The organism is Arthrobacter sp. U41, from assembly GCF_001750145.1.
In the GTDB taxonomy this organism is placed as follows: domain Bacteria; phylum Actinomycetota; class Actinomycetes; order Actinomycetales; family Micrococcaceae; genus Arthrobacter.
The window spans coordinates 76,180-88,463 of record NZ_CP015733.1 but is presented as its reverse complement, the minus strand read 5'-3'; the positions used below and the strand labels follow the sequence as shown (position 1 = coordinate 88,463).

At 63.6% G+C, this 12,284-nt stretch carries 13 protein-coding genes and 1 riboswitch; of the genes, 5 read left to right on the top strand and 8 right to left on the bottom strand.

The window, feature by feature from the left end; translation table 11 throughout:
- Positions 1-20: 20 nt before the first annotated feature.
- The gene (locus ASPU41_RS20330) at positions 21-1,433 is read right to left on the bottom strand and encodes an aminotransferase-like domain-containing protein (protein WP_069952902.1); all 1,413 of its coding nucleotides are present in this window, start codon (positions 1,431-1,433) and stop codon (positions 21-23) included.
- Between ASPU41_RS20330 and ASPU41_RS20325 the strand changes: the two genes are divergently transcribed.
- On the top strand, positions 1,432-2,367 hold the full coding sequence (locus ASPU41_RS20325) for a DMT family transporter (protein WP_069952901.1): 936 nt from the start codon (positions 1,432-1,434) through the stop codon (positions 2,365-2,367). The genes ASPU41_RS20330 and ASPU41_RS20325 overlap by 2 nt on opposite strands.
- A gap of 127 nt (positions 2,368-2,494) precedes the next feature.
- Here the strand turns inward: ASPU41_RS20325 and ASPU41_RS20320 are convergent, their stop codons facing one another.
- Entirely contained in the window at positions 2,495-3,748 is a 1,254-nt protein-coding gene (locus ASPU41_RS20320; RefSeq protein ID WP_069952900.1) for a hypothetical protein, read from the bottom strand.
- Between the two features lie 382 nt (positions 3,749-4,130).
- On the opposite strand from ASPU41_RS20320, the gene ASPU41_RS20315 reads away from it, so the two are divergent.
- Entirely contained in the window at positions 4,131-5,126 is a 996-nt protein-coding gene (locus tag ASPU41_RS20315; protein WP_069952899.1) for a PIN domain-containing protein, read from the top strand.
- Positions 5,127-5,255: 129 nt separating this feature from the next.
- Here the strand turns inward: ASPU41_RS20315 and ASPU41_RS22350 are convergent, their stop codons facing one another.
- The 6 genes from ASPU41_RS22350 to ASPU41_RS20295 form a co-directional block, all read right to left on the bottom strand.
- Positions 5,256-5,510 (bottom strand): helix-turn-helix domain-containing protein, encoded by a 255-nt coding sequence (locus ASPU41_RS22350; protein ID WP_231941575.1) that lies wholly within the window; start codon positions 5,508-5,510, stop codon positions 5,256-5,258.
- 68 nt (positions 5,511-5,578) lie between these two features.
- Complete coding sequence (locus tag ASPU41_RS20310; RefSeq protein ID WP_083266729.1) at positions 5,579-6,124, bottom strand: DUF3800 domain-containing protein; 546 nt, start codon at positions 6,122-6,124, stop codon at positions 5,579-5,581.
- Between the two features lie 131 nt (positions 6,125-6,255).
- On the bottom strand, positions 6,256-6,477 hold the full coding sequence (locus ASPU41_RS22345; RefSeq protein WP_083266728.1) for a DUF2188 domain-containing protein: 222 nt from the start codon (positions 6,475-6,477) through the stop codon (positions 6,256-6,258).
- Between the two features lie 367 nt (positions 6,478-6,844).
- Positions 6,845-7,417 (bottom strand): recombinase family protein, encoded by a 573-nt coding sequence (locus ASPU41_RS20305; protein WP_069952970.1) that lies wholly within the window; start codon positions 7,415-7,417, stop codon positions 6,845-6,847.
- A gap of 352 nt (positions 7,418-7,769) precedes the next feature.
- Positions 7,770-8,435 (bottom strand): hypothetical protein, encoded by a 666-nt coding sequence (locus tag ASPU41_RS22865; RefSeq protein WP_069952898.1) that lies wholly within the window; start codon positions 8,433-8,435, stop codon positions 7,770-7,772.
- Between the two features lie 118 nt (positions 8,436-8,553).
- Positions 8,554-9,321, bottom strand: a complete 768-nt coding sequence (locus ASPU41_RS20295; protein WP_069952897.1) for an NlpC/P60 family protein — start codon at positions 9,319-9,321, stop codon at positions 8,554-8,556.
- Positions 9,322-9,324: 3 nt separating this feature from the next.
- Positions 9,325-9,520: riboswitch (cyclic di-AMP (ydaO/yuaA leader) on the bottom strand.
- Between the two features lie 530 nt (positions 9,521-10,050).
- On the opposite strand from ASPU41_RS20295, the gene ASPU41_RS20290 reads away from it, so the two are divergent.
- From ASPU41_RS20290 to ASPU41_RS20280, 3 genes are all read left to right on the top strand, one after another.
- Positions 10,051-10,518 (top strand): hypothetical protein, encoded by a 468-nt coding sequence (locus ASPU41_RS20290; protein WP_157357161.1) that lies wholly within the window; start codon positions 10,051-10,053, stop codon positions 10,516-10,518.
- A gap of 153 nt (positions 10,519-10,671) precedes the next feature.
- The gene (locus ASPU41_RS20285; protein WP_069952969.1) at positions 10,672-11,304 is read left to right on the top strand and encodes a DUF305 domain-containing protein; all 633 of its coding nucleotides are present in this window, start codon (positions 10,672-10,674) and stop codon (positions 11,302-11,304) included.
- An 84-nt stretch (positions 11,305-11,388) separates the two neighbouring features.
- Complete coding sequence (locus ASPU41_RS20280; RefSeq protein ID WP_069952895.1) at positions 11,389-12,264, top strand: F510_1955 family glycosylhydrolase; 876 nt, start codon at positions 11,389-11,391, stop codon at positions 12,262-12,264.
- Positions 12,265-12,284: the final 20 nt, after the last annotated feature.

Sequence of the window (12,284 nt, the reverse complement as noted above, 5' to 3'; positions counted from 1 at the left end):
TTCTTCGTTGGTGCCTGATTTTAGGGGCTGTTGCGTTCGATGGACTGGCCGAGGATGCGCGCACCTTCCGGGAAGGCGGCGGGGTTGGGCCCGGCGTAGTTGAGCCGGATGAATGGGCCTGCTGGTTCGGCCGGGAACCATTCGGTGCCGGCGGCGATGATGACCCCGGCGGCCTCGCAGTCGCGGGCCAGCTTTTCAAGGTCGGTCCCGTCGGGCAGGCGGGCCCAGAGGTTGAGCCCTCCTTTTGGGACGTGGTCGATGTGGGCCTGCGGGGCATACTGGCGGAGGCTGGTGAGCAGCAGGTCGCGGCGTGATTGGAGCTGATGGCGGAGGCCGCGCAGGTGGGTCTGCCAAGCAGGTTGTGTAACGACATCCAGTGCTGCGGCCTGGAGGAGGCCGCTGACGTACATCGATTCAGCTCCACGATCGGCGAGGATGCGTTCACGCGCCGGGCCGCGGGCGATGACGGCGGCTACGCGGATGGCTGGGGACACGCTCTTGGTCAGTGAGCGGAGGTAGACAACGTGGCCGGAATCGTCACGGGCTGCAATGGGCACGGGGGTGGTGGTGATGCCGAAGTCGTGCGCCCAGTCGTCCTCGACGAGGAACGCGCCGTTCTGACGTACGACATCCAGGACCTGTTCGCCACGCCGGGCCGGCCATTGCGCTCCGGTGGGGTTCGCGTAGTTGGGTTGTGCGTAGAACAGGCGTGCGCCGGTTTCCGCGAATGCCCGGGCCAGCTCTTCCGGGTCGGGGCCGTCTGGTCCGCTGGGCACCGGGACGATACGGACACCGGCCTGCGCCGCGGCGATGATGGCTCCCCAGTAGGTCGGGGATTCCATAAGCAGGGGCTGCCCCGTGCCGACCAGTGCCCTGAAGATGGAGCTGAGTCCGCTCTGGCTTCCTGGCAGCACGATGACATCGCCCGGTGTTGGCGGGGTGACCCCTGCGGGGGTCGAGTCGCCGAGTTCGTGCGCGAACCAGGACTGCAGTTCGGGAAGCCCCGCAGCCGGCGGGCGGAACAGTGCGGCGTCGCCCCGCGCTGCCCTGATCAATGCCGCGCGCACCAGGCGCTCCGGCAGGAGTTCCCGGTCCGGATAGCCGGAATGGAAGGCAATGGCATCGTTCGGTGCGGTGCGCATCGCGGTGGACATCGAACGAGGAGGCCCCTGAGGTGAACGCAGAGCCGCGGTCTGCCAGCCGTAATCTGACGGGCGCGCAGTCCGGACGGCCCGCACAAAAGTCCCGACGCCGGGCCGGCTCTCGATCAGCCCCTTCGCCGTGAGCGTCTGCAGGGCCTTCTGCACCGTCACCGGGCTTACCTGGTACTCGGCCACCAGCGACCTGGTGGAGGGCAGCTGTGATCCCGGCGAAGCCCCTGCGATCCATTCCTTGAGGCGCACCGAAATCCGGGAACTGCTATCGTTGTTCATGAGAGACAATAGTAGCGCTACTACGCTTATCCGCCCAGTGATACTGTCCCGTCATCCCAGCGGCCTGTGGTGGGGTCTTCTTGGAGTAGCGGCATTCTCGTTCACAGTGCCCTTCACACGGCTGGCTGTCGGAGGATTTTCTCCGTTGTTCATTGGCTCCGGCCGGGCGGTCCTGGCCGCAGTTCTGGCCGTCCTGGCCCTCGCACTGACACGCCAGCACCTTCCTCACGGCACACAGTGGGCCCGGCTCGCGGTGGTCGCTGGCGGAATCGTCGTCGGTTTCCCACTGCTCACCTCCTTCGCGCTCACCACCGCGCCCGCCAGCCACGGCGCCGTGGTTATCGCCCTGCTCCCGGCCGCGACGGCAACGGCTGCGGTTCTGCGCGGGCGGGAGCGTCCGCCGGCAGCCTTCTGGGTCATTTCCGCGGTGGGCGCGGTGGCAGCACTGGTCTTTGGCTTTTCCCAATCCGGCGGTTTCGGACAGGTGCATTGGGCGGACCTGCTGCTGCTCGGTGCCGTGATGGCCGCGGCCATCGGCTATGCCGAAGGCGGCCTGCTCGCCCGTGAGCTCGGTGCCTGGCAGACCGTGTCGTGGGCTCTCGTGCTTGCATCTCCCCTGATGGTGTTCCTGACAGCGCTCTCCATCGCCCAGCAGCCCCCGTCAGGAACACCGGTACAGTGGGCCGCCTTTGCCTACTTGGGCCTGGTGAGCATGTTCCTTGGCTTCTTCGCTTGGTACCGCGGCCTGGCCATCGGACCCATGACCCGGGTCAGCCAGATCCAGCTCCTCCAGCCCGTGCTGAGTATCTGCTGGGCAGGGCTTCTGCTGGGAGAGACCCTGACATGGCTGACCTTCGCCGGCGGCCTCGCCGTCATCCTCTGCGCCGGCACCGCGGTCCGCGTCCGGCTCAACCCGCACCCTACCGGAACATGAGCTTTTCGCCGTCGGGGCGCAGCTCCCCGGTGGGTGAAACGTGCCGGTAGAGGATAGGCTTACGGGACGGTCTGAGCGGGCGGTGTTCAAGGACTGTTTCGCGGTCTTTCGTGGCCAATGCGTATGGTCAGTCGCGGCGGAATGCGCTGTTAAGCGGAAGCCCATTCAATGCTTCCACGACCACTCGCCATTCGGGCCCCAGCCTCGTGGTTGATACAACTCGCCCGAGCACGGGCCAGCCAGCTTCGTCCCGGGCAAAGTGTCGCTGAAGTGATAAGCGTCTGCCATCGCTGGTTGCTGCCACGACCAAGAGAACTTCACCCCGGTCGGGTTTGACGTCATAGAACGTGCCCTTATGTTGGTGGACAGGGCGTTTGACGCCTGGGTGCCATGTTGTCCAAGCCTCAGCTGTGAAGAGGAAACCATCGGCTCCGGTCGCGCGGACCCTTTCAGCCATACCGCTAAACATGGCGAGCAGAGTCGGTTTCGAGACCGCACCAATTTGGAAAGTATCAACCAGGTTGCTGCCCTTGTACAGCAGCATCCAGGGCATCGCTTCGCTGTCGACCGTTAGGTAGAGGGAGGCGCGGCGCATCTGTTGTAAGGACTCTTTGATGGGGTCTCCGTCCAACTTGAAGAAGCGGCCATAGCGCTGCTCTAAGTCCTGTTGGCTCACAGATGGATCCCGCTTGACGGACATTATTTCCATGGCGAGTTCGTGGCGCGTTGAGAGGTCAACGGCTCGACTGATCGGCGCCTGGCCTCCCCACGCCATGCATTTTGGCTTGCTGCTGTCCCGATTTTGGTTGCAATCACGCTCCGGCAATCCGAGGTCAGAACATAACCATTCATCGTCAGAGTGAAATGCGGCGACTAGTACGGCCAATCTTCCGTACAGGTGGCTGGCTACCTCAAGCAGCTCCTTGTCAGGCAGGGAGTTATCTACCCATTTCCTGGACACTTTCACTACCCCTGACCGGATGCTCTCCGGCTTGTTCAAGAGGTATGCAGACAACAAATCGTCAGCGCTGGACTCAGGTGCCGCTTCCAGCTTCCCGCCGTACCTGCTGTGGTCTAACGCCGCATGCTCGACCCATGCGAGGCTGTGGAGGGACAGGTCGGCCTCGTGAACGACCAGGTTCCGAGCCTTCACCGCCCACTTGTAGAGGCGGTCGCCCTTGACCGTTGTTTCCCATTGCTTAAGCGTTTCCTCGCCTCCAGTTATGATCCGTTTTCGTCGGGCGATGGTGTCTATGGTGCTTTGAAACGAGGCGAGGAACGAGTTGAAGCTGCGCCGGAACCGATGAGGATCGAAGTAGGCATCGAGGGCATCGTGCCATTCCGCATGCGCGTCATCGAGGCGGCGGTGGGCATCAGGCACGGGGCAACTCATGAGTCCAGTATCCCGTGACCTCGGACTCCGCCGTCGGGTTGATCAGCAGACCATCGGTTGCTGAACCGCCTGCCAGCCCTCCGGTTCCTTGCCTACAGGTTCTTCGTTTTCAACGAAGAGCTGGCTTCCGACCCGGACTTACCTCCGACGCCCGGGGAAAAGGCTGACATGGCGGAGGTGCCACGCCCGGCAGTCAGGTAAGTCGGGACTGACATCGATTCGGTGACTCCCTGCCGGCGTGGCTGTCTGCCTCGAGGTGTCCCGTAGAGGGATCCGTACACGCATGCAATTGGGTCGCAACTTGGTCACGCTTGTGGCGTTGTGAGCGGACGATCGGGACGTACGAGAACGCTCCCCGTAGGCTGGCCTCGTGCTGCACCTCCTCATCGACACCTCCACATGTCTCGACCTTGCGCAACGTCGAGACGGCCAGCGCTGGATCGTCGCTCTGCGGATACTCATCCGCGAGGGGAAGCTAAAGCTGCTGGTCCCTCCCGTAGTCATTGAAGAATTCGACCGCAACGAAGCCCGCGTACAGGCGGCGATGACGTCCAGTATCGCGGGCCGGTTTAGGCAGATCCGACAGGATCTCGTGACCTACGGCAGCGACGACGATGGTCATGCCGTGGAGGTCATCGAAAACCTCGGCCGGCATCTCCCGCTCGTCGGAGCGATGACGACCCGGAACTTCCGGGAAGTCCGTGAGCTCCTCGTCACCGGTCAGGTCGTCGAGCAATCGGAGGTCGAGACGAACCGCGTCGTCGAGCGTGGGTTGAAAAAGGCCGCGCCATTCCACAGCGGGAAGAACAGTGTCGCCGACGCCGTCATATTCGAGCTCTACCAAACCGCCGCACAGGAAGCGGACCTCGCAAAGCACCCGCACGCCTTTATCACCACCAACCACACCGACTTTTCTCGGGCGAATGGCGATAAGCGGAAGCCACATGACGACCTTGCGGATGCGTTCGACGGAACCGGTAGCCGATACGCCCTCGGGGTGGATGGCCTCAACATGGTCCTGCGCGACCACTTCGGTGAGGAAATCGAGGAGCTCTTCGAGGAGACTGACTTCCAAGAAGAGCCCCGCCGACTGGACGAGATTCTCGCCGCGGAGACGGAGATGTTCGACCGTATCTGGTACCACCGATCCTTACAGCACGACTACCGTGCCGAACGGGAAGGGAACGCAAAGGAGCTTGAGCGCCACCAGGCCATCGCCGGCCCCGCCCGTGCGCGCGTCGAGGCTACCTATACCAAGTCCGGGCAGCTCGGGCCGTACACGGACTTCGAGATCGGGATGCTGAACGGGAAGATGAGCGCGCTGCGGTGGGTGCTAGGTAGCGAGTGGGACTTTCTCGACACCTGATCCGCCGTCCGTAAGCCGGTCGGCTAGCGGAACGCACCCCGCACTGACCTACTACATAAGAAATTCCGGGATTCACAGGAAGGTTGTGACTCGCAGCGATAAATGGCGGTCTTTTTGCGGCGCTATTTGTCACCTCGGCGGCGCGGTCGTTGCTCGTTGGATCGCGCGGTAGACCGTCGATCGAGCGATGCCGAATAGCTCGGCGATCTCGGTCGTGGTGTGGACCCCGCCCTGGTGGAGGCTAATAAGGGTACGCCTCTTGGGCTTTCGAGAGCTTTGGTTGTTCCCTCGGCGCCGGCCCTTGGCCTTTGCTACGTCCGAAATTCCTGCAACCGGCGGCCGCCTTTCCGAGGTCTTCCCTTTGAGGTAACATCGATGTTGCAAGGGGCAGTAGCCCTGAGAAGTGGGCCTGGCAGTCTTCCGGATGGTATGACGAGCCGGGCTTGCGTTGTTTAACCGTCGCAGTCAACGATCTCCTGAACCAGCGGGGCGGCCTTGCGGATCCAGTCTCCGCCCTTCTGGTAGCACCACGCTACGGCGTCGCTGACCCACAGAAGAGGCTCCTCGTGGGGTTTGCAGTGCATGTACTGCAAACCCTCACCACCGTGAGATTTCAGGTGCTGTGCGATGATCCGCCGGTCAGCCTGCTCCAGGGATTCGTCGCTTTCGAGCACAAGCTTAGTAGCGCCAGCAGCCAGTAGATCATCGAGCAGTCGCTCCAAGCACAAGGGCCTGGCAACCTTGTCAGGCATGTTCCTGGCGACATACACCCTAGTCTGGAGCCCGGATTGGATGGCGCCATTGAGGAACGTGTTCCTGGAGCTGTCGCTTTCGCTTTTGAAATGGACCCGGCGTTGCCCTGAACGTCGCAGGGTGGCGATCGCACGCCTTGCACCAGCAATGTCGGCGGGCGCAATCACAGACGCAGCCACGTAATAGGCCTTCGACTTCGATTCGTCCACGAAGACGTGCGCACCGGACGGGATCAGCGAATTCACTCACTGAACTCTAATCGAGGACCTGCACAACGGCTTCCAAAGCGGCAGGCATCCTGCGTCGAAGGACATCAGCAGCGAGGACATTGGCCCTTATCGTAAGACCGTGGGTCCTGGGAGGCGCCAGGCCCCTGCTATCCCCTTGTATTCCGTGGGTCATTACCCGGGTAGATCGTGTCCTTGGCCCTGATGGCACCGTTCATGCCGTGGATATTGAGCTCACCGCCACCATTCGCCGCCAAGTAATCCCGCGCAGCGTCCCATGCAGCGTCCTGCGTGAAATGACGTGAACGCTCGACGCTGTTGACCTTCACGAGCCACATCGAACCACTCGGAACCACATGTGCTGAAGCCATGACTACCCCCTGTAATCGGTACGGAAGTTCAGCCTACTTCAGCGCCGTCGACCGGGATAGCAATGAGAGCGACCATTTGCGGAGCGGCATGATCGCCGAGGCCGGGGATGTCTTCCTTGCCGCCGGTCGGGCGGGAGGGGCATCCTGTTCCGGCGTAGCTTCGGTGCCGGAACATGGGAGCGCCCCGATGCTATTGGGGGATACATCGAGGCGCCTGACAAAGCATATTAGGAGGATTTTTTCAAGTCAAACTTCCTTTGGCCGCGTCGGGAAGGGCCAGAACATTCCGATCCTGCAGGATATCTGGAGAGGGCTCTCGTCTCACGGATATTCCGGGGCGTCGTGTTCCACGACCGGGGCCGGCAGGTCATGGTTTCGCGAGGTGCCTGTAGATGGTGGGACGGGTGACACCGAATTCCTGGGCAATGTGTTGCACCGTGTGAGCCCGCTTCCCGTCTGCACCCTTTTCTTCATACATTTCCCGCGCCAGCTTTACTTGGCGCGGGCCGAGCTTGGGTTTCTGCCCGCCGGTCCGCCCCCTCGCACGCGCCGCGGCCAGACCATCACGGGTACGTTCGGACATCAGGGCATGTTCGAACTCGGCTATGGAGCCAAGGATCTGGAAGAACATCCGCCCCATCGCAGTGGACGTATCAATGCTTTGATCCAAAACCACCAAATCAACCCCGCGCTCCTGCAGAGTCTTGGAGACCTCGATGAGGTTCTCCAACGACCGACCCAGTCGGTCGAGTTTGGTCACCACGAGTTGATCCCCCGCCCGGTTAGCCGAGAGCAGGGCCTTGTCCAGTTCAGGTCGGCGGCCAAGCTTTCCCGAAGCCACATCCACGAACACCTGATCACAGCCAGCCGCGGTCAGAGCATCATGCTGAGCCTCGGGGTGCTGATCACGGGTAGAGACCCGCCCATATCCAACGCGCATCACCACAACGTATCACCAACCCTGCAAGGCATTACATAGGCGCGTACACGACAAACATTACAAATGTTGGACCGGAACTGCGCGGTCGGCTGAACACGTCCATAGATGTCTCGCGAACGTTCGTTGCCGGACGCAGCGCGTGCCTATACGCGGCCCTTCTGTGTCGCAAACGCATCAATGACGGATGCCAAGATCCGCTCATCCCAAAAGCTCCTCAACCAGGGAATACCGCTCCGGGAAGTCGCCGACACCCCAGGGGTCTCTGTGCCCACTCTCTACCGATGGGGCTTGGCAGCAGGCGGACCGAGGCGCCGGGCCCACGAATGTTCGGTTGAGCTTGCCGGGCTTGGCGTTAGTGGCTGTGCGACGTGTGGGTGTCGGGTGCGGGCGCCGCGGGGGCATCTGTCGGTTTGTCGAGGGTGGGGTCTTCGCTGGTCGGAGCCTCCGCGGGTGCCTGCGACGGTGCCGGCGTGGAGTCGTGGCTGTGGCCCTGGGAGTCGAGGGTGCTTGCGAGGGCGGACATGCCGAACCACGTCAGGCCGGCGACCAACACGACACCTGCGGCAAACGGGCTGACCAGGTGGCGCAGGCCGCCCTTGGCGTCCTTGGCGATGAACGCGACGTACGACATCAGCAGGCCGATCGGAGTCATCCAGGCGCTGCGCTCGGGGAACTGTTCGAAGTGCTGGATGCCGCCGCCGACCAGGCCAACGCCGAAGGAGAGCAGGAGCGAGAACGTGACGAGCGAGATGGCCCGGCCCAGCAGCGGTCGCTCATCGACGAGCACGAACTCGTTGACGATGGTGCCGAGGAGGAACACGACCGCACCGACGACGCAGATGATCGCGTATAGGCCCGGGTTCACCGGATAGTGCACGACGGCGCCGGCGATAAGGGCCGCGCCCATGAAGTAAAGCATCGCGCCGATGTAGCGCGAGTAGAGCGAGGGAGTCCGTTTCGCGAGCTCTGCCTCATAGGAGGCAATGTCTTCGCGGCTGAGGTCGTTCTGAACGGTCATGTCTGGTGAGTCCTTCGTTTTCGGGTGCGTGAGACCAGGCAGCCGTAACGCCGACACCGGAGGTTGGTGCGGCGTGGCGCTGCGCGTGCTGCTCAGCAGGGCAAAATTCAGTGGTTTGTTAGCCCGCGCGGACGAAGGTGACGGCACCCTTGGACGTCATCCAGGTCAGAGGGTGCACAGCGGTTTCATTCTTCCCGTTCAGGCCTGAGCTGAGGACCTGGCCGTTGCCGACGTAAATTCCTACGTGGCCAGGCTGCATGACCATGTCACCGGGCTGGGGGTCGGTGACCACGGTGCCGTAGTTCATGAACTGCATCGGGCCCAGGTCCCCGACGGGGATGCCAGCGGCGTTGAGGGCGTTTTCGACCAGCCGCGTGCAGTCCTGGATCATGCCGATCTGAGCGTAGGCGGAGGACACCATAATGGAGTTAATGTCACCGGCTGCGGGGGCGGGAGCCGGAGCGGGCGCAGGCGGGGTGACGGTGACTTTGGCCGAGACGGGTGCAGACGTCGTTACGAAGACCGCGGGCACCGCGGCCTTCGCGGTTTCCACAGCAGGTTTCGGGGCTTCCGCTACGGGAGCGGGCGTGGTTTCTACGTCCGGGCGCTCGAAGGAAATCTGGATGGTGGCATCGGCGGTCAGCGGGGCCTGTATCTGGCTTGCGACTTCGAGGTTGGCGGCCGGTTCAGCTTCGCGCTGGGCGGGGGCGTCGGCTGCCTGGGCGGCAGCAATACCGCTGGTCAGCACGAGACCGGAAGCTGCTGCGAAGACAGCGGCCTGGCGGCCTGCGCCGCCGGCCTTCGCGGTAACGGACGTGGTTAGTGCGGCAAGAGTGCTGGTCTGGGGGACCGCGCGGCGGCGGCCGTGAGTTTTGCGCATGGGCATGTAGGGGCCTCTCCCACTGCCTGCGAGGTTAGCTGTCGGATTCGGGTGGGAGGCACCCGGCCGCGTCAGGCGCAAAAGTGCACCAGGCACGGCTTCACCCCAAGACCTGCAAGAAGCGGGCCAATAATGGGTTCCCCGTCTCTGCCGGACGAAAAGCGAACGGATCCCGGGCAGCGGCAGAGTTAGGCAATCTGTTCGGGAGTGCCGCCTCAAGGAGAAACCGGCACGACTTAGACCGTACTTCACCCCAGCAATGTTTGTCACATTCCGGTAACGGCGCATCTGACATGTGCGGAACTGAAATCCGTCCCGAACTGCCCCTCGCTGCGTCCACGGAAGCCCCTGCCCCCCGGCAGCTGCCGGTGCCGCTGTTGAGTTCGGTGTTGAGGGCCTCAGCCGGTAGGGAAGGCCGTCTCCGCCCTCGGGGGCGTGGAATCTGCCTCTGTGCAGCTCGTCCCGGGCGGCCGTTCGCTGGTGGTTGTGGACGGTACGGCCGGCAGCGCCGCGGTTGGCGGCGGCTGTCACAGCCGCCGGCTACACGTTGGCCAGCAACTGACTGTTTAAGACATCCGGGTCCACGATGATGATGGGACTGAGCGCGCAGCTGCTGCTGCGTCGGGGGAAACTCAATGCCTCCCAGGTGCGTTGAAACAAAAGTGCTGACCGGCCGGAACGCTCCTGCCGGTACGCTGGAATAGCATCGGCCCTGCACGGAAAGGAGCAGACATCGTGACAACGGCATCCCGCGAAAGCCTCATCACGTACCTTCTCCGTGCAGGTTTCCTGGCTGCGGCGCTGGCCATCATCGCCGGGATTTTTGGCATGCACATCATGACCGGAGCCCACAGCACCGCGGCGCACGCCATGCCCGCGGCAGGTACCGGGAGCGCCCTGACGCAGCTGCATGACAGCACCGGCCACTCCGGCCACGGTGCCGCAAAACCAGCAGCCGGGGCGATGCAGGTGGCGGCCGCGGAATCGTCGTCGTCCTGTTCGTCGGCCGGCGCGTGCCCGGAGATGTCGGCCGGGGGTGCTGCCTGCGTGCTCGCGCCGGCGAACACCTTTCTGACCGCGCCGCTGCCGGGAACAGCACCGTACGCGTCGCCGGACTTTGGCGGCGCGGCCGCTGTCAGCACGAACTATTCCTATTCACCGGACAGCCCTTCCCCCGGTGACCTCTGTATCAGCCGGACGTAAACGAGCATTACTGCGCCGGGCCTGCCCTGGGCGCAACAGTCCAGCTATTTTGCACGCATCAACTGGCGCGTCCTTTTTGTGGGCGCGGCCGCCACTGCAGCAATACGGAGGCGCTCCACAGCGCCGCTGATACTTTTGAGGACCCTGATTTCCATGAAGAAGACCCTGACCATTTCCGCTGCCGCCTTTGCCGCAGTCATCGCCCTGGCCGGCTGCTCCGCCGGTACGGGTTCCGGCAGCTCGGACTCCACCAGCATGCCGGGCATGAACTACGGCGGCAGCACGGCAACGTCCACCAGCTCAGCCCCGGCAGCTGCTGCCGACTTCAACGATGCGGACACCATGTTCGCTCAGATGATGATCCCGCACCACGCCCAGGCCGTGACGATGAGTGAGACCATCCTGAAGAAGGAAGGCATCCCCGCCGAGGTGACGGATCTGGCCACGAAGATCAAGGACGCCCAGGGGCCCGAGATCGGGAAAATGACCGGCTGGCTTCAGAGCTGGGGCCAGTCCACCGCGATGCCGACGAACATGCCCTCCGGGCACAGCATGTCCGGGATGATGAGCGAGGACGACATGGTCAAGCTCGAGGCAGCGCAGGGCACCGAGGCAGCGAAACTCTTCCTGACCCAGATGATCGCCCACCATGAAGGCGCCGTAGAGATGGCCAAAACCGAGACCACTGACGGGAAGAATGCCGACGCGGTCCAGCTCAGCAAGGACATCGTTAGCGCCCAGGAAGCCGAGATCCAGGAAATGAAAGACCTGCTGGCCACCCTGTAGCCAGCACACCCAAAGGGCGCCGGCCCCTCCCCCTGGGACCGGTGCCCTCCCCAACCATTTCCCGGCCATCTTCTTGGAGTCCCCGTGCCCCTGCACTTTCTAACCCGACACCGGCCCGTGGCCGGCCTCGCCGCGGCAGCGGCCCTGATGTTCATCCTGTCCGCCTGCTCCTCCGGGTCCACGACCACCGCACCGTCCAGCGCCGCCTTCGCCCTTCCCAGCTCCCACGTCCATGGCCTGAGCGTGAACCGCGAAACCGACCAGGTGCTGCTCGCCACCCACGAAGGACTGTTCGACGTCACCAAATCCCCGGCCACCCAGATCGGGGACACTAATGACCTGATGGGCTTCACAGCCGCAGCTGGCCAGGGCGTCTTCTACGCCTCAGGGCACCCCGGCCCCGGCTCGGACCTGCCAAACCCGATGGGCCTGATCAGATCCGTGGACGGCGGAAAAACCTGGGAACAGCTCTCCCGCCAGGGCGAATCTGACTTCCATGCCCTCGCCGCCACCAAGTCCGGGATCGTCGCCTATGACGGGACGTTGCGGACCAGCCCCTACGGCAAAACGTGGGCCGATGCCCAGGTCGACTTCGTCCCCGCCGTGCTGGCCGGAACCCCCGAAGCCGACACGGTTCTCGCGACCACCCGCGACGGGCTCCAGCGCTCCACCGACGGCGGCAAAACCTGGGCCCTGGTCCCCGCGGCGCCTGTCATCCAGTTCGCGGCGTTCGCCAGCGGCACCGAAGTCATCGGTGTTGAACCCGGTGGTGCAGTCCAGTATTCAGCAGACGCGGGAAGCACCTGGATACAGACCGGTTCGATCGAGCAACAGGTCCAGGCGATAACTGCCGTCAAGGGAGCCGAAGGCAAACCATGGATCTGGGCCGCGACCACCGAAGGGCTTGTCGTCTCCACCGACGGCGGAACGATCTTCCGGGCCGCGGACGCCGTCCGATGAACACCACAGGGACGATGATC